The following is a 24474-nucleotide window of genomic DNA, read 5'->3' on the forward strand; positions in this document are numbered from 1 at the left end:
CAGAAGGCCGGGCCAAGACAAGAACCACGGCTTAGGGCTTGGAACCCGCGTGGGGCGGGGACAAGGGGCAGGCGCGGCAGGGTTTTTGGAATTTGGGGTGAGGGCCCGGTCTGCCGGGTCTTCGAAGGAGACGGGTTGATGGCGTTGGGGCGTTTTTGTGCGGTGATGGCGCTCGTTTGCACCTGGTTGAGCGCCTCGGTCGGCCCCTCGCATGCGGCGAAGGACAATACTCCGCAGACCGCCAGCGGCCTGCCGGTGCCGCGCTATGTCAGCCTCAAATCGGATCACGTGAACGTCCGCGCCGGCCCGACCAAGGACAATGACGTCGCCTGGGTCTACACCCGCGCCGGCCTGCCGGTCGAAATTACCGCCGAGTTCGAGAATTGGCGCCGGGTGCGCGATTCCGAAGGCGCCGAGGGCTGGGTCTACCACTCGCTGCTGTCAGGCCGCCGCACCGCGGTCGTCACCATGAAGCACAAGGACGATCTCGCCCCGATCTACGACCGGCCCGATCCCGACAGCGCGGTTGCGGCCAAGCTGCAGGCCGGCGTCGTCACCCAGGTCAAGAAATGCGCCGCAGGCTGGTGCCGCGTCATCGGCAATGGCTTCGACGGCTGGATCCAGCAGGAGCGCCTCTGGGGCGTCTATTCGGACGAGCAGGTGAATTGACGCCGATCGGCGTCATCCCGGGATGGAATGACGGGCAAAATGACAATGGCCGGGACAAGCCCGGCCATGACGATCGCATCAGCAATCTCGGATTAGCTCAGCGCTTCTTGCGCAGGCGCACGACCATGTCGATGCGGGAGATCTCGTAGCCCTCGGGCACCTCGGGCATCTTGGACAGCGCCAGATGCGGATCCTCGATGTCGACCAGTTCGTGGCTGTTCTCGAGATAATAGTGGTGGTGAGTGGTGACGTTGGTGTCGAAATAGGTCTTGGTGCCGTCGACGCTGACCTGACGGAGCAGGCCGGCATCGGTGAGCTGGTTCAGCGTGTTGTAGACGGTCGCCAGCGACACCGGGACCTTGGCGAGCGTCGCTTCCTCGTACAGCATTTCAGCCGTGAGGTGGCGTGCGCCCTTTCCGAACAGTAGCCAGCCCAGCGCCATGCGCTGGCGCGTCGGCCGCAACCCCGCGGACTGCAGCATTTCGTTGACGTCGTGCCAGGGACAGCCGGTCAGGGCCGGCTGGCGGCCGGACAAGAGGGCCGCGGCATGGTCGTCGTCGTGTTGGGACGCGGTATTCTCGTTCATTTCCAAGATTTCGGGCACGCGTGAACAATATCTCTCTGTAATATAAGAACAGAAAGATGCAGATGCAAGTTTCTCGCAACTAGAGCTGTTCTAATCAGGCTTGGAACCGCCTGGGGATCGCGTCATTTTACCTTCATGGATGCGCTTTGCCACCCGAAATGGCCTGTGTTAGAGAGCGCGCGGTTCCGCTTAGCCGATTTTGGCGCAACCGGGCATGGAAGCCCGGTCGGCAGTCCATCCGAAGCTTGCGCAGGTCGCGGCCGGCGGTGGCAATTGGTGTTGCTCTCCGATCGAGGCGGGGCCCATTTTCGCCAAGATACGCCGCTCAATCGGGATTTGAACAGAGGCTCGTGAATGCTGAACAGGCGCAACGGTTACGACTACGAGGATCTGCTGGCCTGTGCCCGCGGCGAGATGTTCGGCCCGGGCAATGCCCAGCTGCCGCTGCCGCCGATGCTGATGTTCGACCGCATCTCTGACATCAACGACAATGGCGGTGAGTTCGGCAAGGGCCTGGTGCGCGCTGAGCTCGAAGTGAAGTCCGATCTCTGGTTCTTCGGCTGCCACTTCAAGAACGATCCCGTCATGCCCGGCTGCCTCGGCCTCGATGCGCTGTGGCAGATGGTCGGCTTTTACCTCGGCTGGAGCGGGGGTGAAGGCCGCGGCCGGGCCCTTGGCCTGAGCGAGCTCAAGTTCAGCGGTCAGGTGCTGCCGGAAGCGCGCAAGGTTGTGTACAACGTCGATATCAAACGCGTGATGCGTTCGAAGCTCGTGCTCGGCATCGCCGACGGGTGGCTTTCGGTCGATGACCAGATTATCTATCGCGCCAAGGATCTGAAGGTCGGCCTGTTCAAGCAGGGCACGAGCCTGGGCTGAGCGCATCACCACGAAGACAACGATTGAGGCGAGGCTGTCATGAGGCGGGTTGTGGTCACCGGGATGGGCATCGTCTCGTCGATCGGAAACAACACCCAGGAAGTGCTTGCGAGCCTTCACGAGGCGAAGTCGGGCATTTCGCGGGCTGAGAAATATGCCGAGCTCGGCTTCCGTTCGCAGGTGCAAGGCGAGCCGACGCTCGATCCTTCGACGGTGGTCGACCGCCGCGCGATGCGCTTCCTCGGCCAGGGCGCGGCGTGGAATCACATCGCGATGGAGCAGGCGATCCAGGATTCCGGCCTGTCGCCTGACGAAGTCTCCAACATCCGCACCGGCATCATCATGGGCTCCGGCGGCCCCTCGGCGCGCACCATCGTCGAAGCCGCCGACATCACCCGCTCCAAGGGCCCGAAGCGCGTCGGCCCGTTTGCGGTGCCGAAGGCGATGTCCTCGACGGCGTCTGCGACGCTTGCGACCTGGTTCAAGATCAAGGGCGTGAACTATTCGATCTCCTCGGCCTGCGCGACCTCGAACCATTGCGTCGGCAATGCCTATGAGACCATCCAGATCGGCAAGCAGGACGTCATCTTCGCCGGCGGCTGCGAGGAGCTGGACTGGTCGCTGTCGGTGCTGTTCGACGCCATGGGCGCGATGTCCTCGAAGTACAACGACACGCCGGCCACGGCCTCGCGGCCCTACGATCTCAATCGCGACGGCTTCGTCATCGCCGGCGGCGCCGGCGTCCTGGTGCTGGAAGAGCTCGAGCATGCCAAGGCGCGCGGCGCGCGCATCTATGGCGAGGTCGTCGGCTATGGCGCGACCTCGGACGGCCACGACATGGTGGCGCCGTCGGGCGAAGGCGCCGAGCGCTGCATGCGCATGGCGATGTCGACGGTGAAGACCAAGGTCGACTACATCAACCCGCACGCGACCTCGACGCCGGCCGGCGACCCGCCGGAGATCGAGGCGATCCGAAATGTGTTCGGCGTCGGCGAGAAGTGCCCGCCGATCTCGGCGACCAAGGCGCTGACCGGCCACTCGCTCGGCGCCACCGGCGTGCAGGAGGCGATCTATTCGCTGCTGATGATGAACAACGGCTTCATCTGCGAGAGCGCGCACATCCAGGAGCTCGATCCCGTGTTCGCCGACATGCCGATCGTGCGCAAGCGCATCGACAACGTCAAGATCGGCACCGTGCTGTCGAACTCGTTCGGCTTCGGCGGCACCAACGCCACGCTGGTGTTCAGCCGGCTGGACGTGTGAGTTCTACCTTGCCGACTCCGGCGGAAGGACCAGACGAGATCAACTGGCACGACGGGGTTCTCGTTGACCTTCGAATTTCGGGGTTTGCCGAGGGCGAGCAGGAATTCACCCTTATCGTCGATCTGTATCCGGACGCTGACGTGCACGCGCCGCGACGCCGATACCTCTGCATTGGAACGAACGTTTCCCGTTTCGTCATGAGCGGCGATATCGGGCGACTTCTGAAGAATCGATCCAGCGGGAATATCGATCTGTTGCGCATGGAATATACGGCCGATACAGAAATCCTTGTTGTCTGCCTGTTTGGTGGAACAATCGAAGTTGAAGCCAGATCTTTCCGACTCATGGAATCCACCACATGACTTCGTTGATGAAAGGCAAGCGCGGTCTGATCATGGGCATCGCCAATGATCATTCCATCGCCTGGGGCATGGCGCGGACGCTGCATGCCCATGGCGCCGAGCTTGCCTTCACCTTCCAGGGCGAGGCGCTCGGCAAGCGCGTCAAGCCGCTGGCGGAGCAGCTCGGCGTCGATCTGGTGCTGCCTTGCGACGTCGAGGACATCGCCAGCGTCGACGCCACTTTCGCGGTGCTCCGCGAAAAATGGGGCAAGCTCGACTTCGTCATCCACGCCATCGGCTTTGCCGACAAGAACGAGCTGAAGGGCCGCTACGCCGACACCAGCCGCGAGAACTTTTCGCGCACCATGGTGATCTCGTGCTTCTCGTTCACGGAGGTCGCAAAGCGCGCCGCCGAGCTGATGACGGAAGGCGGCAGCATGATCACGCTGACCTTCGGTGCCTCGGAGCGCGCGATGCCGAACTACAACGTGATGGGCGTCGCCAAGGCGGCGCTGGAAGCTTCCGTGCGCTATCTCGCCGCCGATTTCGGACCGCGCGGCATCCGCGTCAATGCGATCTCCGCCGGCCCCATCCGCACCCTCGCCGGCTCCGGCATCGGCGAAGCGCGCGCCATGTTCGCCTACATGCAGAAGCACGCGCCGCTCCGCCGCGGCGTCACGCTCGACGAGCTCGGCGGCTCGGCGCTGTATCTGTTGTCGGATCTCTCGGGCGGCGTGACCGGCGAGATTCATTATGTGGATTCCGGCTACAACGTCGTACTGATGCCGCGGCCGGATGATTTGAAGGCGGAATAGGCGACCCTGCCGTAGGGTGGGCAAAGGAGCGCAAGCGACGTGCCCACCATCTCTCGACAAATCGCGATCAAACGGTGGGCACGCTTCGCTTTGCCCACCCTACGAGAGCCTGCTTATCCCGCCGCGATTGTCTCCGCGCGCTGAAACGCCGGCCGCGCCGTGCAGCGCGCGAGATAAGCGTCGAAGGCCGGGCGCGACGGTACCATCTTGAACCGGCGTACCGCGAAGTTCAGGCCCGAGCCGATCACCACGTCGGCGGCGGAAAATTCCTCGCCGAGAATCCACGGCCCCTTGGCGAGCGCGGCGTCCAGCACGTCGAACACCTGCGTCGCGCTGCCCCAGGCCGCGGTCGAGGTCGGGATCTCGATCTTGGTGAAGATCTGGATGATGGCCGGCTCGATGCAGCCCGGTGAGAAGAACAGCCATTGCAGATAGCGCGCGCGGCGTGGATCGGTCACGGCGGGCGCGAGCTTCGTCTCGGGATAGCGGTCGCCGATATAGGCGCAGATGGCCGCGGCTTCGGCGAGCGCAGCATCGCCGTCGGTCAGCGCCGGCACCTTGCCCATCGGATTGATCTTCAAATAATCCGGCGCCTTCTGCGCGCCGGTCGTGATGTCGGTCAGCACGCGCTCATAGGGCAGGCCGCTCTCCTCCATCAGCCAGAGCGTCGTGAACGAGCGCGAGCGGGGCGACCAGTAGAGCTTGATCATGGCGCGGACCTCATTGCTGGAGCAGTCCTGGTAATGTCCGGTCGAGGCTTGTCGTCAATAAGGCACGGACACCGTCCCGCAGCTTTGCGTTGGCCGCCACCTCGGCGGGAGCCGATGGAAAGGCCGCCTCGTCCATCTCCTTGTTGGGACCACTGATCGGGTTGATCCCGATCAGGCGGGACATCATCGGCTCGTCATCAAGGCTTGCGGGGCCCTTTTTGATGGCCTCGAATGACTGCCCGTCGTACACGGTGATGTAGGTCAACGCGTACAGGAACGTGCGGCGCTTGATCGGGTTGCCCCATTTGACGATGCCAAAGCCTTCGACGGACTGGTTGGTATTGCTGAAGCGGTTCTGGTATCGCTCGACCAGGACATAGCGTTGGCACTTGGTGGTGGCAGCGCTCTGCTGCACGAACTCCTGTCGTTCCGGGTTCCGACGCAGCATCGGCGATCCCGATTCCACGGCATGCGCAAAAGCAGCGGGCGAATACGCAATTCGCCTGACCGACTTTCCGGCTGCGGCGGCACGAAGCCGCGACAGGATGAGATCGTCCAGCCCCCAGCTGTCGACCGGCACGGGTGTGTACTCGTTGCCGAACATGGTGAAGCCGACCTGCTGAACGCCGAAACGATTGGCCGCCGCGGCCAGGAGACCGATCTCGCATGGGCCAGCGTCTGCAGCGCCCGCCTGCTTGGGATTCGGTGTGCCTTTCGGAGTTGCGCCCTTGGCTGGGCGCGTCGTTGGCGCAACCGATGGCGGTGCAGGCTGCGCCGCGGCGACACTGACGAGGCCAAACAGGGAGAGCGCGGTCAAACAGATGCGAAACATGGAATCGGCGGGCGGGGATCACGGCTTGGAGATGTCCGATCAGGACTTGAGATAAGTCTTAGAGCGAGCCGATGACAGCCGCAAGGTGAGGGTCTCGGCGCGCTACGCGTCGATGGTCCTTCGATTCCACCGATAGTACTTCATCACGAACCCGTTCGACGGCTCGATCTCTTCCTTCTCGAACACAAAGCCTTCGCGCTCGTACCAGCGCCAGGCCTTTTCGTTCTCGCGCACACAGCGCAGATGCATCTCGTCGGGCATTTGCGTGCGCGTGAAGGCGAGCAATTGCCGGCCGAGCGATTGGCCTTGATAGGCCGGCGCGACGAACAGCATGTCGAGATAGAGCTTGGGCAGATGCAGCGCCAGCATCGCAGCGATCGTGCCACGGTCATCGGCGACGAACAGGCTCCAGCCGTCCGCAATCTCGCGCCTGATGCGCGCACGCAAGTTCGCCAGCAGGAAGTCGCTGGCTTCGGCGAGCCCGGTCGAGACCCAGCTCTCCATCCAGACGCGGCCGATCTCGTCGTACTCCTCCGGGCGAGCGGGGCGGATGATCGGATGCGACATCCGCCGGTCAAGCCTTCTGGCTGCGCAGGGATTGCCGTGCGCGCACCTTGCCGGCCGACAGGCACACCACCTCGGAAATCTGCAGCAGCTGCCGCGCCAGCGGGCTGGTCTTGCGCCAGACCATGCCGATGGTGCGCGACGGCTCGGGGTCGCGAAAGCGTGCCAGCGAGACCGAGGCGGAGCGCGTCTCGACAGGCACCGCCATCTCCGGGATCAGGGTGACGCCGATGCCGGCGCTGACCATCTGCACCAGCGTCGACAGCGAGTTCGCATCCAGCATCTCGCGCGGCGGTGCGGACTGCATGTTGCAGAAGGAGAGTGCCTGGTCGCGGAAGCAGTGCCCCTCCTCGAGCAGCAGAAGCCGCATCTCGCGCATCATCTCGCGCGACGGCACCGGTGTGCCTTCATCGGCGCCCGGCCGCACCAGCAGAAACTTCTCCTCGAACAGCGCGACCTCGGTGAGCGAAGGCTCCGACACCGGCAGCGCCACGATGGCGGTGTCGAGCCGGCCCTCCACCAGTTCCTGGATCAGCCGCGGCGTCATCGTCTCGCGCACGCGGATGTCGAGCTCCGGATGCATGCGCGTGAGATTCTTGGTGATCTTGGGAAGTAGGTAAGGCGCGATGGTCGGAATCATGCCGATGCGCAGGCGGCCGGCGAAGCGGTCCTGTGAGGCCCGCGCGAAATCGCCGAGCTCGTCGACCGAGCGCAGGATGTCGCGGACCCGTTGCGCCAGTTCCTCGCCGAACCGGGTCAGCGCGACCTGCCGCGCGCTGCGCTCCAGCAGCAGGCCGCCCAGCGCCTCCTCGAGTTCCTTGATCTGCATCGACAAGGCCGGCTGCGAGATCGAGCAGGACTCGGCCGCGCGTCCGAAATGGCCGTGACGGGCCAGCGCATCGAAATAGCGGAGCTGGCGCAGCGTCAGATTGATCATCAGAAAATCCTATCGCAGCGATCACTAAAGTCAACTTCCCCTGATAGGACGCGGCGCTTAGAGTGGTTCTACCTGGTTCAAGGGCGCGAGTTCGACGCCGCCAGAGGAGGTATTCATGGACGACACTTCGAAGTGCCCGTTTTCGGGCGGAAAACCCACGCGCGTGAACCGCGACTGGTGGCCGACGCAGCTCAACATCGAGGTGCTGCACAAGAATTCCGATCTGTCCGACCCGATGGGCAAGGAATTCGACTACGCCAAGGAGTTCAAGTCACTCGACCTGAACGCGGTCATCAAGGACCTCACGGCCCTGATGACGGATTCGCAGGAATGGTGGCCCGCCGACTTCGGTCATTACGGCGGCCTGATGATCCGCATGGCCTGGCACAGCGCGGGCACCTACCGCATCACTGACGGCCGCGGCGGCGCCGGCGCCGGTCAGCAGCGTTTCGCTCCGCTCAACAGCTGGCCCGACAACGCCAACCTCGACAAGGCCCGCCGTCTGCTGTGGCCGATCAAGCAGAAATACGGCCGCAAGATTTCCTGGGCCGATCTGATGGTGCTCGCCGGCAACGTCGCGCTGGAATCGATGGGCTTCAAGACCTTTGGTTTCGCCGGCGGCCGCGCCGACGTCTGGGAGCCGGAAGAGCTCTATTGGGGTCCGGAAGGCACCTGGCTCGGCGATGAGCGCTACAGCGGCGAACGCCAGCTCGCCGAGCCGCTCGGCGCCGTGCAGATGGGCCTCATCTACGTCAATCCGGAAGGCCCGAACGGCAAGCCGGATCCGGTCGCCGCGGCCAAGGACATCCGCGAGACCTTCTTCCGCATGGCGATGAACGACGAGGAAACCGTCGCGCTGATCGCCGGCGGCCACACCTTCGGCAAGACCCATGGCGCGGGCGATCCATCGCTGGTCGGCCCGGAGCCGGAAGCCGGCGCGCTGGAAGATCAGGGCCTCGGCTGGAAGAGCAAGCACGCATCGGGCCTCGCTGGCGATTCCATCACCAGCGGTCTCGAGGTGACCTGGACGACGACGCCGACGAAGTGGAGCAACAACTTCTTCGAGAACCTGTTCAAGTACGAATGGGAGCTGACGAAGAGCCCGGGCGGTGCGAACCAGTGGACGGCGAAGGGCGCCGACGCCGTCATTCCTGACGCCTTCGACAAGTCGAAGAAGCATCGGCCGACGATGCTGACGACCGACCTCTCGCTGCGCTTCGATCCCGCCTACGAGAAGATCTCGCGGCGCTTCCTGGAGAACCCGGATCAGTTCGCGGACGCCTTCGCCCGCGCCTGGTTCAAGCTCACCCACCGCGACATGGGTCCGATCCAGCGCTATCTCGGCCCGCTGGTGCCGAAGGAGACGCTGATCTGGCAGGATCCGATTCCGGCCTTGAACCACGAGGTGGTCGGTGAGCAGGACATCGCTTCGCTGAAGAGCAAGATCCTGGCTTCGGGTCTTTCGGTCCCCGAGCTGGTCTCGACCGCCTGGGCGTCGGCCTCGACGTTCCGCGGCTCGGACAAGCGCGGTGGCGCCAACGGCGCGCGCATCCGTCTTGCTCCGCAGAAGGACTGGGAGGCGAACGACCCGGCCCAGCTCGCCAAGGTGCTCGGCAAGCTCGAAGCGATCCAGAAGGACTTCAACGCTTCGTCAGGCGCGAAGAAGGTCTCGCTCGCGGATCTCATCGTGCTCGGCGGCACCGCCGCGGTCGAAAAGGCCGCCAAGGATGCCGGCGTCGACGTCAAGGTCGGCTTCACGCCGGGCCGCATGGATGCCTCCCAGGAGCAGACGGACGCGGCCTCGTTCGCGCCGCTGGAGCCGCGCGCCGATGGTTTCCGCAACTACATCGGCAAGCGGCATCAGTTCATGCAGCAGGAGGAAGCTCTCGTCGATCGCGCGCAGCTGCTCAGGCTCACCGGCCCCGAGATGACGGTGCTGGTCGGCGGCCTGCGTGTGCTCGGCGCCAACGCCAACGGCTCGAAGCACGGCGTGTTCACCACCAAGGTGGGAACGCTGAGCAACGACTTCTTCGTCAACCTGCTCGACATGAGCGCGCAGTGGACGCCGGCTGCCGACGGCACCTACGAGGCACGCGACCGCAAGACCAATGCGGTGAAGTGGACCGGCACCCGCGCCGATCTCATCTTCGGCGCGCATTCGCAGCTCCGTGCCTTCGCCGAGGTCTATGCGACCTCGGACGCCAAGGAGAAGTTCGTCAAGGACTTCGCCAAGGCCTGGACCAAGGTGATGAACCTCGACCGCTTCGATATCGCGGCGTGAGTGTGACACCTCTCCCATAGGGAGAGGTCGGCGCGCAGCGCCGGGTGAGGGGTTCTACTCTCTCGTGGGACCAAACCCCCTCACCCGATTTGCTTCGCAAATCGACCTCTCCCCGCTGGGGAGAGGTGAAGAGCAGCGCGCTGACGGATCGAGGCCACCAACAAAAAGGGCGGCCTTTCGGCCGCCCTTCGTTTTTTGCTTTGTCGCGAGAGGCCTTACTCGCCGGCCGCTTCGCGCGGGGCCTTCTCGCCTTCGGCCTTGTCCTTGCCCTCGAGGTCCTCGCCGGTGGTCTGGTCGACCACTTTCATCGACAGGCGGGTCTTGCCGCGATCGTCGAAGCCGAGCAGCTTGACCTTGACCTTGTCGCCTTCCTTGACGACGTCGGAGGTCTTCTGCACGCGGCTGGCCGCGAGCTGGCTGATGTGGACGAGGCCGTCCTTGGAGCCGAAGAAGTTCACGAAGGCGCCGAACTCCATCACCTTGACGACCGTGCCGTCGTAGATCTGGCCGACTTCCGGATCGGACGCGATCGACTTGATCCACTTGATCGCGGCCTTCATCGCCTCGCCGTCAGAGGAGGCGACCTTCACGGTGCCGTCGTCCTCGATGTTGACCTTGGCGCCGGTCTTCTCGACGATCTCGCGGATCACCTTGCCGCCGGTGCCGATCACTTCGCGGATCTTGTCGGTGGCGATCTTGAAGGTCTCGATGCGCGGCGCGTATTCGCCGAGCTCGGCGCGGGCCGCGGTGAGGGCCTTGGCCATCTCGCCGAGGATATGGATGCGGCCGTCCTTGGCCTGGGCCAGCGCCACCTTCATGATCTCTTCGGTGATGCCCTCGATCTTGATGTCCATCTGGAGCGAGGTGATGCCCGCTTCCGTGCCGGCGACCTTGAAGTCCATGTCGCCGAGATGGTCCTCGTCGCCGAGGATGTCCGAGAGAACCGCAAAGCGCTTGTCCTCGAGGATCAGGCCCATCGCGATGCCCGCGGTCGGCCGCTTCAGCGGCACGCCCGCATCCATCAGCGCCAGCGAGGCGCCGCAGACCGAAGCCATCGAGGACGAGCCGTTGGACTCGGTGATCTCCGACACCACGCGCGTGGTGTAGGGGAATTCATGGTGCGGCGGCAGCACCGGACGAATCGCGCGCCAGGCCAGCTTGCCGTGGCCGATCTCGCGGCGCTTGGTGCCGCCGAGGCGGCCGGTCTCGCCGACCGAATAGGGCGGGAAGTTGTAATGCAGCAGGAACGTTTCCTTGTACGTCCCGGACAGTGCGTCGATGTACTGCTCGTCCTCGCCGGTGCCGAGCGTGGTCACGACCATCGCCTGGGTCTCGCCGCGGGTGAACAGCGCCGAGCCGTGGGCGCGGGGCAGCACGCCGACTTCGGCGACGATGTTGCGGACGGTCTTGCTGTCGCGGCCGTCGATACGCTTGCCGGTGTCGAGGATGTTCCAGCGGACGATCTTGGCTTCCAGCTCCTTGAACACGCCGGCGACACGGAGCTTGTCGTATTTCGGCTCCTGGCCTTCCGGGAAGTAGTGGGCCATCACCTTTTCCTTGGCGACGCCGACGGCGGCATAACGCTCCTGCTTGATCGGAATGGCGTAGGCGGCGCGCAGCTCCTGCTCGACCAGGCCGAGCATTTCCTTCTCGAGCGCGGCATTGTCGATGACGGTGACTTCGCGCGGCTCCTTGGCAGCCTTCTCGGCGAGATCGATGATGGCGTTGATCACCGGCTGGAAGTGGCGGTGACCGAACATCACGGCGCCGAGCATGATGTCTTCGTTCAGTTCCTTGGCTTCCGATTCCACCATCAGCACGGCGTCGGCGGTGCCGGCGACGACGAGGTCGAGCTGGGTGTCGACCATCTCGTCGAGCGTCGGGTTGAGAATGAATTCGTCATTGGCGAAGCCGACGCGGGCCGCGCCGATCGGGCCCTTGAAGGGGGCGCCGGACAGCGTCAGCGCGGCGGAGGCCGCGACCATCGCCACGATGTCGGGATCGTTCTCCATATCGTGCGACAGCACGGTGACGATCACCTGGGTCTCGTTGCGCCAGCCATCGACGAACAGCGGGCGGATCGGTCGGTCGATCAGGCGGGAGACCAGCGTCTCCTTCTCGGTCGGACGGCCTTCGCGCTTGAAATAGCCGCCGGGAATGCGGCCCGCGGCGTAGGCCTTTTCCTGGTAGTCGACGGTCAGCGGCAGGAAGTCGACGCCTTCGCGCGGCGCCTTCGCCGCGACCACGGTGGCGAGCACCACGGTCTCGCCATAGGTGGCGACGACGGCACCGTCGGCCTGGCGGGCGATCTTGCCGGTTTCGAGCTTGAGTGGGCGTCCGCCCCAGTCGATCTCGACTGAATGCTTATTGAACATAGAGGTCTTCTTTCATGGGTTCTCGAAAGAAGGGACGGCTCTCGAAAAACAAAAACCATGCGCAAGATTGCGGGACGCTGATCGGAGCGGATGATCAGCGTCCTGCGATCCTGCCATGGTTTTTGGATGTCGGATGGCGTCCATCCTTTCGGGTCATACGGGCGCCTTGCCCGTTGTGCCCAGCCGCCGGATTGCTGCTGGACTGTCAGTCGGCACGAATGCGAACACCGAACCGCGGTCCTCGCCCTTCATGCCCGGATGCTCGCCCTCAACGGCTTGCGTCCGATGTGCGCGCAACCTCGATCAAAAAGCTTGAAATAAGCGCTTTCGTTCGAAACCACGTGCGAAAACGCGCGCCGGTGGCGCGCGCAGGAACTCTTAACGACGAATATTGTGCTTCTCGAGCAGCGCCTTGTAGCGTGCCTCGTCCTTCTTCTTGAGATAGTCGAGGAGCGAGCGGCGGGTCGAGACCAGCTTCAAGAGGCCGCGACGCGAATGGTTGTCCTTCACGTGGGTCTTGAAATGGTTGGTGAGGTTGTTGATGCGTTCCGACAGGATCGCGACCTGAACCTCGGGCGAGCCGGTGTCGCCGGCCTTGGTGGCATTCGTCTTGATGACTTCCGCTTTGCGTTCTGCGGCAATCGACATCGTCAATTTCTCTCGTTGCGACCGGGGCTGGCAGTCAGGCCGGTCAGGTTGAACACACGCTTGGGGATGATTTCGCCATTGCCAACTTCGGCAAGCGCCAAAAGACGGCCTGCCACCGTGACATAGACTGTGCCGCTACAAGTGGGCGCATCCCGTCCGCGCAACAAAACGGCCTGGCCCCGATGGAGCCTTGCCGCATCAGCCCGAGTGACGGCCAGTGCCGGGATGTCGTCCAGCGCGGTCTCAACGGGCAAAAGCGCGTCGGCGAGGCTGCCCTCGCCGGACGCGGCTCTATCGCACAAAGCCTCCAACTGATCCAGCGGAATCATGTCGTTTTCGCCAAATGGGCCGACCAGGGTCCGCCGCAGCGCGCAGATATGGCCGTAAGTGCCGAGAATCCGGCCCATATCGCGGGCCAGCGCCCGCACATAGGTGCCCTTGCCGCATTCGGCCTCGAACACGGCCCGGTCGTTATCCGGTTGATCTACAAGGGTTAAATGGTGAATCTCGACCGGGCGGGGCGCCAGCTCCACGACCTCGCCGTCGCGGGCGAGGTCATAGGCGCGCTCGCCCTGGACCTTGATCGCCGAATAGCGCGGCGGGACCTGCTCGATCACCCCGGTGAAGCGGGGCAGCAGGGCCAGGATGGCCTGCCGACTCGGGCGCTGGTCCGAGGTCGCGGTCACCCGGCCCTCGATGTCGTCGGTGTCGCGCTCCTCGCCCCAGCAGACCGTGAAGCGGTAGCGCTTGCGGCCGTCCATCACGAAGGGGACGGTCTTGGTGGCCTCACCGAGCGCGATCGGCAAGCCCCCCGAGGCGAGCGGATCGAGCGTGCCGGCGTGTCCGGCGCGCTTGGCGTTGAACAGCCGCTTGAGCACGGCGACCGCCTGGGTCGAGGTCATGCCGATCGGCTTGTCGAGCACGACCCAGCCATGGACGTCGCGGCGGTCGCGGCGGACCTGGTTGCCCTTCTGCTGCTTGGCGCGCGGATCGTTGTTGACGCGGCGCGGCTCCTGATGCGGCTGCGAATTCTCCGCGAAATTATTGTTCTGCACGTCGCGCTGGTCGGTGTCGTCGCCGCCGATCGTGCCGTGAGCCGGGTCCATGGTCATTGCTCTTCTTCCCGATCCGAATGCGGATCCTGTTCCAAATCCTTCTGCACCGCAGGCGTTCGCAAAAGCTTCTCGATCCGTTCCGCTTCGTCGAATCGTTCATCGACGCGGAAGCGAATGTCAGGTGCAAATTTCAGGTTAACGCGCCGCGCGACCTCGCCGCGCAGGAACTTCTTGTTGCGTTCGAGCGCAGCGATCACGATCTCGGTGTCGCGGCCACCGAGCGGCATCACATAGACGGTCGCGAGCTTCAGGTCGGGCGACATCCGCACCTCCGGCACGGTGATGATGTGACCTTCCAGATCAGCATCATGCACATTGCCTTGCGCCAGAATATCGGCCATCGCGTGGCGAACCTGCTCGCCGACGCGCAGCTGACGCTGCGAGCCGCCGGGCGCGGAACTCTTCTTCTGATGATGCCGTGGCATTTTTTCGAAAATCACCTCGTCATGCCCGCATCCGCGACACGGGCATTGTCATGTGTCCTGTTGAAACGAAGAGGGGTGGATGGCCGGAAAAATCCGGCCATCGCACTCCCGCAATCTCTGTTCAAAAAGATCCGAACGCTTCGGTAAGATTTGGACTTACAGGGAGCGCTGGATCGTCTCCACGCGATAACACTCGATCACGTCACCGGCACGCATGTCGTGATAATTCTCGAAGGCCATGCCGCATTCCTGGCCGGACTGGACTTCCTTCACTTCGTCCTTGAAGCGCTTCAGCGTCGACAGCTTGCCTTCGTGCACGACGACGTTGTCGCGGATCAGGCGCACATTGGCGCCGCGTTCCACGGTACCGTCGGTGACGCGGCAGCCGGCGACCTTGCCGACCTTGGAGATGTTGAAGATCTCCAGGATCTCGGCATTGCCCAGCATGGTTTCGCGCAAGGTCGGCGCGAGCAGGCCGCTCATCGCCTTCTTCACGTCGTCCACGAGGTCGTAGATGATGTTGTAGTAGCGGATCTCGATGCCGTTGCGCTTGGCGGCCGCAGCGGCCTCCTTGTTGGCACGAACCGAGAAGCCGATGATCGCGGCGTTGAAGCCTTCGGCCAGCGTCACGTCGGATTCCGAGATGCCGCCGACGCCGGCATGCAGGATGCGGGCGGCGACTTCGTCGGTGCCGAGCTTCTCCAGCGAGCCGAGGATGGCTTCCAGCGAACCCTGCACGTCGGCCTTGACGATCAGCGGGAATTCCTTGCGGCCCGCCGTCTTCAATTGCGACATCATCTGCTCGAGCGAGCCGCGCATGCCGGAGATCGAGGCTGCCGCGTTCTCGCGCTTCTGGTGCGCGCGGTAGCTGGTGACCTGGCGGGCGCGGGCTTCGTTCTCGACCACCGCGAGACGATCGCCGGCCTCGGGCGGGCCGTTGAAGCCGAGCACTTCGACCGGCACCGAGGGACCGGCCTCCTGCACGGTCTCGCCCTGATCGGAGATCAGCGCGCGGACGCGGCCCATCTCGGCGCCTGCGACGATGATGTCGCCGACGCGGAGCGTGCCGCGCTGGACCAGAACGGTGGCGACCGGACCACGGCCGCGATCGAGCTTGGCCTCGATCACGGTGCCTTCGGCGGGACGCTCCGAATTGGTCTTCAGGTCGAGGATTTCGGCCTGCAGCGCGATCATCTCGAGCAGCTTGTCGAGATTGGTCTTGTTCTTGGCGGACACCTCGACGTCGACGACTTCGCCGCCGAAGGATTCCACCTGCACCTCGTGCTGGAGCAGCTCGGTGCGCACGCGCTCGGGCTTGGCATCGGGCTTGTCGATCTTGTTGATGGCAACGATGATCGGCACGCCTGCCGCCTTGGCGTGATTGATGGCTTCGACCGTCTGCGGCATCACGCCATCATCGGCCGCGACCACCAGCACGACGATGTCGGTGACCTTGGCGCCGCGGGCGCGCATCGCGGTGAACGCGGCGTGGCCGGGCGTGTCGATAAAGGTGATCTTCTTGCCGGTTTCAGGCGATGTCACCTGATAGGCGCCGATGTGCTGGGTGATGCCGCCGGCTTCGCCGGAGACCACGTTGGCGTGACGGAGCGCGTCGAGCAGCGACGTCTTGCCGTGGTCGACGTGACCCATGACGGTCACCACGGGCGAACGGGTCTCGGTATCGGTCGAATCGTCGGTAGCGTCGAACAGACCTTCCTCGACGTCGGACGCGGCAACGCGCTTGACGGTGTGGCCGAGCTCTTCGGCGATCAGCTGGGCGGTGTCGGCATCGATCACGTCGGTGATCTTGTGCATCGCGCCCTGCTTCATCAGCATGCGGATGACATCGACCGCGCGCTCGGCCATGCGGTTGGCGAGCTCCTGGATGGTGATCGCTTCCGGAATGACCACTTCACGGATGAGCTTTTCCTTCGGCTCATTCGAGGCGTGACCCTTCAGGCGCTGGGTGCGCCGGCGGAACGAGGCGATCGAGCGCTCGCGGACTTCGTCGGCATTGAGCGCGGTGACGACGGTCAGGCGCCCGCGCTCCTTCTGCGGGCCGGGCTTGTGGGTGGGCTTGGGGGCTACCACGGGACGCGCGGCGCCGCCGGGGCCGCGGCGGATCTGGCGCGGTGCCTCGTCGTCGTCAGCCTCGGCCGCAACGGCGGGGCCGCGGCCAGCCGGTCCACCCGGACGCTGCGCGGTCGTCGTTGCGGGACGCGCCGTCGTGGTTCCCGGACGCGCTGTGGTGGTGGTTCCAGGCCGGGACGCAGGCGCACCGGGGCGCGGAGCGCCGGCGGCCGGTGTTGCGGTCGCGGGGCGCGCGGCGGATGGCTGCTCACCCTCGCCGAAACGCTTCTTGGCCTCGGTCTCAGCCTTGCGCTTGGCTTCGTCCTCGTGACGGTGGCGCTCTTCCTCGGCCTTGCGGCGGGATTCGGCGGCTTCGCGCTCGGCGCGCTCGGCGGCCTCACGGGCGGAGCGGCGCTGGGCCTCTTCCTCGGCCTGGCGGCGTTCCTCGACCTCGCGCAGCTTGGCGTCCGCCAGCGCGCTGGCACGGGCCGAACGCTCGTCCTCGGTAAGGGTGCGCAGCACCACGCCGGAACCGGCGTTGCGGGGCGGGGGCGGAGCGGGACGGGACGGCGCTGCGGGGGCGGCCGGCGCGGGCTTTGCCGTCACCTCAGGCGCGTGCGGCTCGGGTCCGTCGCCAATGCGGCGCTTGCCGCGCTTCTCGACCACGACCTGCTTGCTGCGGCCATGGCTGAAGCTCTGGCGCACGGTGCCCGTTTCGACGCGCGGCTTGAGCGATAGCGTCTTGCTCGGAACGCTCAGCTTCTTGTCGCCAGGGGTCTTGGTATCAACCATTCAGCAGTCCTAATCCTGATTTATCAGTGTTGTGCGTTGCCGCACCATCCAATTGGGTCGTCGTTGTCTCTCAGAAATCCTGGCCGGGTTTTTCGGCAGTCTTGTCGTCGTCCGCCATCCGGTATCGGACCAGGATCTGGCTACGTGACAGGAATGACTTGCTCGCCGGGCCCGCGAGCAGGGCAGCATGTATCACATTTGACCGGGTCAGTGCCAAATCCAATTCTAACGATTTCAGAGCGGTAACGACGGGAATCTGCGCCTTAGCACCGCGATTCCCGGCATTCTGGCGCGCCAGCATGTCCAATTTGCGGATTCCGTCCGCGGCCCCGTCGCTGGCATGGATCAGGACCTCGACCGTCCCTTCCCGAAGGGCGCTCTCGACCTTGCCGAAGCCGGCCACGACCTGGCCCGCCTTGGCGGCGATCCCAAGGGCTTCGGTCACGCTCCGGACCAGGAGCGCCTCGATGTCGGCGGGAAGCGTCTGAGGGATGCGCAGCTCGCGCTTGAAGGCTTTGCTGAATTGGTGACGCCGCACCGCTTCCGCAACCGTCTTGCGTGAGGCGGTGAGCCACATCCCGCGTCCGGGCAGCTTGCGCTTGAGATCGGGAACTATTTGTCCGTCAGGCGATGCGACGAAGCGGATCAGCTCGTCGATCGGCCGGACCTCGCGGCTGACCGCGCACATGCGCATGGTCGCGGACCTTTCGGTCCGCGGGCCATGGTCAAGTTCGAGGTCGGAATCTGCAAGCATCCGGGCGACATTCTCCTTTGCCCTTAAGCCGGCTGATCTTCGGTCGCCTCGGCCTCCTCGGCCGGCTTGGCGAGATCGGCCTCGGTGATCCAGCCGGCCTTGACGCGGGCCTGCATGATCATCGCTTCGGCGTCGTCACGGGAGATGTCGATGCCGTCGAGCGCACCGGCGTGCTTGGTCGGCTCGCTGCCTTCCTTGCGCTCGGTCCAGCCGACCAGATCGTCGGTGGCGCAGCCGGCGAGGTCCTCGACGGTCTTGATGTCGTTCTCGCCGAACTTCACCAGCATCTTCGAGGTGACGCCGGGCACGTCCTTGAGCGCGTCCTCGACGCCAAGCTCCTTGCGCCTCGCCTCGAGCTCGGCTTCCTGCTGCTCCAGATATTCGCGGGCGCGGTTCTGCAGCTCCTGCGCGGTCTCCTCGTCGAAGCCCTCGATGCCGGCGAGCTCCTTGACGTCCACCATCGCGAGCTCCTCGACCGAGGTGAAGCCTTCGGACGCCAGGAGCTGGCCGACTACCTCGTCGACGTTGAGCGATTCCATGAAGACGCGGGTGGAGTTCTCGAAGTCGGCCTGGCGGCGCTCCGATTCCTCCTGCTCGGTCAGGATGTCGATGTCCCAGCCGGTGAGCTGCGAGGCCAGACGCACGTTCTGGCCGCGACGGCCGATCGCCAGCGAGAGCTGGTTGTTGGTGTCGGGCACCACGACCTCGATGCGCTCGCGGTCCTCGTCGATGACGACCTTGGAGACTTCCGCCGGCGCCAGCGCGTTGACCACGAAGGTCGCGATGTCGGGCGACCAGGGAATGATGTCGATCTTCTCGCCCTGCAATTCGTTCACCACGGCCTGCACGCGCGAGCCGCGCATGCCGACGCAGGCGCCGACCGGATCGACCGAGGAATCGCGGGAAATCACGCCGATTTTCGCGCGCGAGCCCGGATCGCGGGCCACCGCCTTGATCTCGACGATGCCGTCATAGATCTCCGGCACTTCCTGCGCGAACAGCTTTGCCATGAACTGCGGATGGGTGCGGGAGAGGAAGATCTGCGGGCCTCTCGTTTCGCGGCGGACGTCGAAGATATAGGCGCGGACGCGGTCGCCGTTGCGGAAGACTTCGCGCGGCAGCATCTCGTCGCGGCGGATGATGGCTTCACCGCGGCCGAGATCGACGATCACGCTGCCATATTCGACGCGCTTGACGACGCCGTTGACGATGTCGCCGATGCGGTCCTTGAATTCCTGGTACTGCCGGTCGCGCTCGGCCTCGCGCACCTTCTGCACGATCACCTGCTTGGCCGATTGCGCGGCGATGCGGCCATATTCCAGCGGCGGCAGGGTGTCGGCGATGGTGTCGCCTACTTGCGCGCCCGGATTGGCGCGCTGCGCGTCCACCAGCGAGATCTGGTTGGAGTGATTCTCGACCTTGTCGACCACCAGCATGTGGCGCGACAGCCGCAGCTCGCCCTTCTTCGGGTCGATCTCGGCGTGAACGTCAGTCTCGCTGCCGTAACGGGCGCGCGCCGCCTTGGCGATGGCGTCCTCCATCGCCGCGATGACGATGCCGCGGTCGATCGACTTTTCGCGCGCGACGGCGTCCGCGATCTGAAGCAATTCAAGTCGGTTGGCGCTGACTGCCATGGCTAGTCTCCTTGGTCAGGCTCGATCTCGCCGCGCCGCGCGCGTTCGGCGGCAAGGCGATGTTTCTTCGTGTTGGTCGGGGCCGGCTTCTTCTTCGGCTTGGTGTTCTTGGTGGTCTTCTCGCTGATCTTGGCGTGCGGTGCCTGCGGCGGCTCGAGACCGAGATTGCGCCGCATCTCGCGCGCCTCGGCCTTGCCGCGGCGCATGGATTCGGCGATCAGCTCGTCGGTCAGCACCAGCCGCGCATCGCCGATATCCTCCATGGTCAGGAGAACGTCGGCATCGTCGCCAGCCTTGGCATCGTCGCGATGCAGATGCACGCGGTCGCCCTCGACCGCGCCGAGCGTGCCGCGGAAACGCTTCCGCCCGTCATGGGCGACCGCCATCTCGATCTTCACCAGATGCCCGCAATAGCGCTCGAAATCGGAGCGGCGCACCAGCGGACGGTCGATGCCCGGCGAGGAGATCTCCAGCCGATAGGCGCGGTCGATGGGATCGGCGACGTCGAGCACGGGCGACAGGGCCCGCGAGATCGCCTCGCAATCCTCAATCTGCATCGAGCCGTCGGGCCGCTCGGCCATGATCTGCACGGTGCAGCCAGCTTCCCCGGAAATGCGGATCCGGACCAGGCGGTAGCCCATGCCCTGGAGCACGGGACCTGCCACTGCGGACACCCGTGCCGCGACGCCGGGCTCGACCACGAGCCGCGGCTCGGCCAGCAATTCGGCATCCGTGGAACCAAGGTTCGGTTCGGTCATGTCCAGGGTCAGGGCGCTCGATGGTTAAGGCTTGGTTACGACTTCAAAGCCCGCTTCGGAACTTTCCCGACAACGCGTCGGGCGCATCTCCCGCCGAGCCGCGTTCAGGTAATAAAAAAGAGCGGGTCCTTTCGGGCCCACTCTCACTACGCGGATCGTATGAGAAGATGAATTGGCGCTGATATAGCGCTTTCTTAACCCACGGACAAGGCCCATTGCAGCGGGAACGGGGCCTTTTTGCGCCCGTCTGCAGGCCCTGCGCAACGCTTCCTTCATCAAGCAGGCCTAGATTTCCCGATTGTGGGGCGGCTTGAACCAAGGGCGCACCCGCGGCGTGCCCCGTTCGAGTTGCGTTTTCATGACCGTTGCCACGTCGCTCATTCCTGGACTGGACGATATCGTCAAGCGCGGCGATCCGCGCCGCCGCGGCGAGATCGCGCGTGCCATCTCTCAATTGTTCTTCCGGGACGCGGACAAGCTCCGCCCCGAGCTGATCGATCTCTTCGACAATCTCCTGATCGATCTCGTCCCCCATGCCGAGCTCGCCTCCCGCGCTGATCTGGCCGAGCGCTTCTCGCGCCTGAACAACGCGCCGCCGCACCTCGTCAATCAGCTCGCGCGCGAGAACGAGATCATGGTGGCCGGCCCCGTGCTGCGCCGCTCGCCCGTGCTCGACGAGGCGGCTCTGGTCGAGATCGCGCGCTTGAAGGGCCAGGGCCATCTGCTGGCGATGACGGAGCGTCCCGCTTTGTCACCCGCCGTCACCGACGTGCTGGTCGAGCGCGGCGATCGCGACGTGGTGCGGCGTGCCGCCGCCAATGCCGGTGCGGTGTTCTCGCCAGGCAGCTATTCCGAGATGATCAAGCGCGCGGCGCAGGACGGCGTGCTGACGCTCAAGATCGGTCAGCGCAACGACCTTTCCGGCGAGAATCTGAAGCTGCTGCTGGACGGGACGCTCGACGTCATCCGCCGTCGTCTCTCCACCGTGGTCAATCCGGTGCGCCAGGTCGAGATCAAGCGCGCGATGGCCGCGATCGAGGAGGCCGCGCTGCCGCCGGGCCCGCGCCGCGATTTCTCCGCGGCACAACGCACGGTGCTGACCTTGAATCGCGAGGGCCATCTCGGCGAGAGCGCGCTGCTCGGTTTCGCCAAGGCGCACAAATACGAGGAATCGGTCGCCGCGCTGTCGGCGATGTCGGGCGTTCGCCTCCAGATCCTCGACCGCCTGATCGCGGGCGACCGCTACGATCCGCTGCTGATCCTGGGCCGCGTGCTGAACCTCGGCTGGCCCACGGTGCGCGCGCTCATCCTGCTCTGGTACGGCTCGAACCGCACGCCGGCCGATGCCGACATCGAGACCGCGCGCGTGAACTTCACGCGCCTGATGCCGACGACCGCCGAGCGCGTCGTGAATTTCTGGCGCAACCGGCAGACGATTTAGTTCCGCGCGTCGTCATTGCGAGCGCAGCGAAGCAATCCAGAAATCTCTCCGAGCAGGCACTCGGGATTGCTTCGTTCGCCAGCGCAAATTGCTTTGCAATTTATCGCGGGCTCCTCGCAATGACGGCTAATCGACCCGCCTGAACCGCAAATACGCCGCCTTGCGCCCTTCGCGCGCGGCCTTTCGACCGTAGCGCGTCATGGTGTAGCCCGGCCATGGCTGCCGGAAATCGTCGGCGCGTTCGGCGAGCCAGACGAAATCAGGCGAGCGCGCAAGATGCGACAGCGTCCAGGCGCAGTAATCGTCGATGTCGCAGACGAAACGGAATTCACCATTCGGCCTGAGCACGCGCGCCATTGCCGCGATGGTGCGGTCCTGGACGAAGCGCCGCTTCCAGTGTCGCCGCTTCGGCCAGGGATCGGGATGGATCAAATCGATCCGCGACAGCGACTCCCGGGGCAGCCAGGCGAGCAGCTCGGCGGCATCGCCCGCGAACAGGCGGATATTGCCGATGTTGGCCGCCTCGATCTGCGCGAGGATCTTGGCCATGCCGTTGACATAGGGCTCGCAGCCGATGAAGCCGGTGGCGGGAAAGTTTTGCGCCTCGGCCGCGAGATGCTCGCCGCCGCCGAAGCCGATCTCGAGCCTGATGTCGTCGGCTGCGGGATCGAAGATGTCGCGGGCGTCCGCCGGCGCCTCACCCTCGATATCGAGCGCAAGATGCGGCAGCAGCTGCTCGATCAACCCGGCCTGGTGTTGCCTGAGCTTGTGGCCCTTGCGGCGCCCGAAGAAGGCGCGCTCGCTGTCGTCGCGATCGGGGGTTGACTTGCGTTCGCTCATCGCAGCGTCTGATAAAGGCGATGGAGCAGCCGCGCGCGTGGTGCCAGTGAGGAGACATAGAGCTGCTCGTAATGGGTGTGCGCGCCCTTGCCGTCGACGCCGAGCCCGTCGAGAGTCGCGGTGTGCGGCGCGGTGAAGTTGCCGTCCGAGCCGCCGCCGGTATGGGTGTCGATCAGCTCGAAGCCGATTTCGCCGGCGAGCGTCTTGGCATGCTCGTACAGCGAGGCGCCTGCATTGCTCTTCTCGTAAGGCGGCCGGTTGAGCTCGCCGGTGACCGTGACGGTGACGCCGTCGGTCTTCGATCGCAGTCCGAGGATCTTGCCGACGAACTCGTCCGCGTCCTTGAGGCTCACCACGCGCAGATCGACTTCCGCATAGGCATCCTCGGGCGTGACGTTGGGACGCGTGCCGCCGCGCACCACGCCGACATTGACGGTGACGCCGCGCGCCAGATCGTTCATCCCTTCCAGCGCCAGGATGACGTTGCCGAGCTCGCGGACGGCGCTGCGGCCGTCTTCGGGTCGCGAGCCGGCATGCGCGGGCACGCCCTTGATGAAAACCCGGAAGCGACCGACGCCCTTGCGTCCGGTCACGATCTTGCCGCCGTCGCGCGCCGGCTCGGTCACCAGCACATATTTGGCCTTGCGCCCTTCCTTTTCGATCAGCGCGCGCGACGTCGGGCTGCCGATCTCCTCGTCGGAGGTGAACAGATGCGTGATGCCGAGCGGCGAGCGATCGCCCGTCGCGCAAAGCGCGCGGAAGGCGTGATGGGCGATGTAGGCGCCGCCCTTCATGTCGTAGATGCCCGGGCCGAACGCGACGTCGCCTTCGACCTTGAACGGCAGGCGCTCGATGAAGCCCATGGGATGGACGGTATCGAGGTGGCTCAGCACCAGGATGCCCGGCTGCTCCTGCCCCCAATTCGTGCGCGCCATGAGATGGTCTCCGCAGCCGTCCGTGCCGGCGATGCGCTCGAGCGTGACGGGCAGGTCGCAGTATTGCTCCGCGACCACGGAGACCAGCTTGTTGACCTGTTCAGGTGCTTCCGTCGGTGTCTCGATCTCCACCCAGCGGCGGATGCCATCGAGAATAGTTTGTGAATCGAACCAATTGGAGTCGGTCATGGGCGCATCTGTGCCTTTGAATCGCATCATCGCAGCGGACGCGCATCAAAGCGCGGTCGTAAATGACGACATAGGCCAGATTTGATGCAGTCTCAAATCGCCGTGGAGATGGCGATTCAGCGCTTGTCGGGGCCTTCGCGGGCCGCGATCTGCTCGACCAGATCGACGATCGAGCGGCGCATCTTCGAATCCGTGATTCGCGTGAACGCCTTGGTCAAGGCGAGCCCTTCGGAGGTGGCGAGAAAGTCCGAGACGTAAGAGGGCGAGGCGCCCTCGCTGAAGCCATCCGGACCCGGCACGCCGCTCGGGCCGCCCTCGAACAGGAAGGATACCGGCACCTGCAGAATCTCCGCGATCTGCTGGATGCGGCTCGCGCCGACCCGGTTGGTGCCCTTCTCGTATTTCTGAATCTGCTGGAAAGTCAGGCCCAAAGCTTCACCGAGCTTTTCCTGGCTCATGCCCAACATGATGCGGCGCATGCGCACGCGACTGCCGACATATTTGTCAACAGGGTTGGGCGCTTTCGACATTTCCTCAGCCCTCCAAACACCACCTTCGGCGCAATGATCAAGCATGCCTCGGGTGCAACATCGCAAAATCAAACCCTGTTATTGGGAAACATTG

23 protein-coding genes are annotated in these 24474 nt (G+C 64.8%); 7 read left to right on the forward strand and 16 right to left on the reverse strand.

Annotated features, from left to right (window positions below):
* Positions 1 to 138 precede the first annotated feature (138 nt).
* A complete protein-coding gene (locus tag ACNJYD_RS01600) occupies positions 139 to 669 on the forward strand; it encodes an SH3 domain-containing protein (RefSeq protein WP_172788581.1) in 531 nt (176 codons plus the stop codon).
* Between the two features lie 97 nt (positions 670 to 766).
* On the opposite strand, the gene irrA is transcribed toward ACNJYD_RS01600, so the two are convergent.
* Positions 767 to 1255, reverse strand: coding sequence for an iron response transcriptional regulator IrrA (gene irrA, locus ACNJYD_RS01605; protein ID WP_036009037.1), 489 nt, complete (start codon positions 1253 to 1255; stop codon positions 767 to 769).
* A 354-nt stretch (positions 1256 to 1609) separates the two neighbouring features.
* Between irrA and fabA the strand changes: the two genes are divergently transcribed.
* From fabA to fabI, 4 genes are read left to right on the forward strand one after another with little or no spacing between them, the layout of a single operon-like run.
* Positions 1610 to 2131 carry a bifunctional 3-hydroxydecanoyl-ACP dehydratase/trans-2-decenoyl-ACP isomerase gene (fabA, locus tag ACNJYD_RS01610; protein WP_172788580.1) on the forward strand — a complete coding sequence of 174 codons (522 nt, stop codon included), beginning with the start codon at positions 1610 to 1612 and terminating at the stop codon, positions 2129 to 2131.
* A 39-nt stretch (positions 2132 to 2170) separates the two neighbouring features.
* Positions 2171 to 3394: a beta-ketoacyl-ACP synthase I gene (fabB, locus tag ACNJYD_RS01615; RefSeq protein WP_260381546.1), complete on the forward strand. Its 1224-nt coding sequence runs from the start codon at positions 2171 to 2173 to the stop codon at positions 3392 to 3394.
* Positions 3395 to 3402: 8 nt separating this feature from the next.
* Positions 3403 to 3756, forward strand: coding sequence for a hypothetical protein (locus ACNJYD_RS01620; RefSeq protein WP_439365148.1), 354 nt, complete (start codon positions 3403 to 3405; stop codon positions 3754 to 3756).
* Positions 3753 to 4550 (forward strand): enoyl-ACP reductase FabI, encoded by a 798-nt coding sequence (gene fabI / locus ACNJYD_RS01625; protein ID WP_172788578.1) that lies wholly within the window; start codon positions 3753 to 3755, stop codon positions 4548 to 4550. The genes ACNJYD_RS01620 and fabI overlap by 4 nt, the downstream gene beginning before the upstream one ends.
* 113 nt (positions 4551 to 4663) lie before the next feature.
* Here fabI and ACNJYD_RS01630 read toward each other — a convergent pair whose 3' ends face one another.
* The 4 genes from ACNJYD_RS01630 to ACNJYD_RS01645 all read right to left on the reverse strand — a co-directional run bounded on the left by ACNJYD_RS01630 (position 4664) and on the right by ACNJYD_RS01645 (position 7593).
* A complete protein-coding gene (locus ACNJYD_RS01630) occupies positions 4664 to 5260 on the reverse strand; it encodes a glutathione S-transferase family protein (RefSeq protein WP_172788577.1) in 597 nt (198 codons plus the stop codon).
* A gap of 10 nt (positions 5261 to 5270) precedes the next feature.
* Positions 5271 to 6092: a hypothetical protein gene (locus ACNJYD_RS01635; protein ID WP_439365149.1), complete on the reverse strand. Its 822-nt coding sequence runs from the start codon at positions 6090 to 6092 to the stop codon at positions 5271 to 5273.
* A 102-nt stretch (positions 6093 to 6194) separates the two neighbouring features.
* Entirely contained in the window at positions 6195 to 6659 is a 465-nt protein-coding gene (locus ACNJYD_RS01640) for a GNAT family N-acetyltransferase (RefSeq protein ID WP_172788575.1), read from the reverse strand.
* Between the two features lie 7 nt (positions 6660 to 6666).
* On the reverse strand, positions 6667 to 7593 hold the full coding sequence (locus tag ACNJYD_RS01645; RefSeq protein ID WP_172788574.1) for a hydrogen peroxide-inducible genes activator: 927 nt from the start codon (positions 7591 to 7593) through the stop codon (positions 6667 to 6669).
* A 115-nt stretch (positions 7594 to 7708) separates the two neighbouring features.
* Here ACNJYD_RS01645 and katG point away from each other — a divergent pair, with 115 nt between their 5' ends.
* Positions 7709 to 9874 (forward strand): catalase/peroxidase HPI, encoded by a 2166-nt coding sequence (gene katG / locus ACNJYD_RS01650; RefSeq protein ID WP_439365150.1) that lies wholly within the window; start codon positions 7709 to 7711, stop codon positions 9872 to 9874.
* A 215-nt stretch (positions 9875 to 10089) separates the two neighbouring features.
* Here katG and pnp read toward each other — a convergent pair whose 3' ends face one another.
* The 8 genes from pnp to rimP form a co-directional block, all read right to left on the reverse strand.
* On the reverse strand, positions 10090 to 12249 hold the full coding sequence (gene pnp, locus ACNJYD_RS01655) for a polyribonucleotide nucleotidyltransferase (protein ID WP_439365151.1): 2160 nt from the start codon (positions 12247 to 12249) through the stop codon (positions 10090 to 10092).
* Positions 12250 to 12627: 378 nt separating this feature from the next.
* Entirely contained in the window at positions 12628 to 12897 is a 270-nt protein-coding gene (gene rpsO / locus ACNJYD_RS01660; RefSeq protein ID WP_008540131.1) for a 30S ribosomal protein S15, read from the reverse strand.
* Between the two features lie 2 nt (positions 12898 to 12899).
* Entirely contained in the window at positions 12900 to 14009 is a 1110-nt protein-coding gene (gene truB / locus ACNJYD_RS01665) for a tRNA pseudouridine(55) synthase TruB (protein ID WP_439365152.1), read from the reverse strand.
* Complete coding sequence (gene rbfA / locus ACNJYD_RS01670; RefSeq protein ID WP_036008998.1) at positions 14006 to 14437, reverse strand: 30S ribosome-binding factor RbfA; 432 nt, start codon at positions 14435 to 14437, stop codon at positions 14006 to 14008. Before rbfA ends, truB begins: the two co-directional genes overlap by 4 nt.
* A 156-nt stretch (positions 14438 to 14593) precedes the next feature.
* A complete protein-coding gene (gene infB / locus ACNJYD_RS01675) occupies positions 14594 to 17299 on the reverse strand; it encodes a translation initiation factor IF-2 (RefSeq protein ID WP_175424020.1) in 2706 nt (901 codons plus the stop codon).
* Between the two features lie 70 nt (positions 17300 to 17369).
* Positions 17370 to 18053 (reverse strand): RNA-binding protein, encoded by a 684-nt coding sequence (locus ACNJYD_RS01680; RefSeq protein WP_439365153.1) that lies wholly within the window; start codon positions 18051 to 18053, stop codon positions 17370 to 17372.
* Positions 18054 to 18076: 23 nt separating this feature from the next.
* The gene (gene nusA, locus ACNJYD_RS01685; protein ID WP_172789358.1) at positions 18077 to 19687 is read right to left on the reverse strand and encodes a transcription termination factor NusA; all 1611 of its coding nucleotides are present in this window, start codon (positions 19685 to 19687) and stop codon (positions 18077 to 18079) included.
* A gap of 2 nt (positions 19688 to 19689) precedes the next feature.
* Positions 19690 to 20445 carry a ribosome maturation factor RimP gene (gene rimP, locus ACNJYD_RS01690; protein ID WP_212257697.1) on the reverse strand — a complete coding sequence of 252 codons (756 nt, stop codon included), beginning with the start codon at positions 20443 to 20445 and terminating at the stop codon, positions 19690 to 19692.
* A gap of 358 nt (positions 20446 to 20803) precedes the next feature.
* Between rimP and ACNJYD_RS01695 the strand changes: the two genes are divergently transcribed.
* Positions 20804 to 21886 (forward strand): DUF2336 domain-containing protein, encoded by a 1083-nt coding sequence (locus ACNJYD_RS01695; protein WP_212257696.1) that lies wholly within the window; start codon positions 20804 to 20806, stop codon positions 21884 to 21886.
* Positions 21887 to 22012: 126 nt separating this feature from the next.
* Here ACNJYD_RS01695 and trmB read toward each other — a convergent pair whose 3' ends face one another.
* The 3 genes from trmB to ACNJYD_RS01710 form a co-directional block, all read right to left on the reverse strand.
* Positions 22013 to 22726, reverse strand: a complete 714-nt coding sequence (trmB, locus tag ACNJYD_RS01700; protein WP_212257695.1) for a tRNA (guanosine(46)-N7)-methyltransferase TrmB — start codon at positions 22724 to 22726, stop codon at positions 22013 to 22015.
* A complete protein-coding gene (locus ACNJYD_RS01705; RefSeq protein WP_212257694.1) occupies positions 22723 to 23880 on the reverse strand; it encodes a M20 family metallopeptidase in 1158 nt (385 codons plus the stop codon). Before ACNJYD_RS01705 ends, trmB begins: the two co-directional genes overlap by 4 nt.
* Positions 23881 to 23966: 86 nt before the next feature.
* Complete coding sequence (locus ACNJYD_RS01710) at positions 23967 to 24380, reverse strand: helix-turn-helix domain-containing protein (protein ID WP_018319423.1); 414 nt, start codon at positions 24378 to 24380, stop codon at positions 23967 to 23969.
* Between the last annotated feature and the right edge of the window lie 94 nt (positions 24381 to 24474).

The sequence above is a fragment of the Bradyrhizobium sp. SPXBL-02 genome (genome assembly GCF_051853065.1).
Taxonomy (GTDB): Bacteria; Pseudomonadota; Alphaproteobacteria; order Rhizobiales; family Xanthobacteraceae; genus Bradyrhizobium.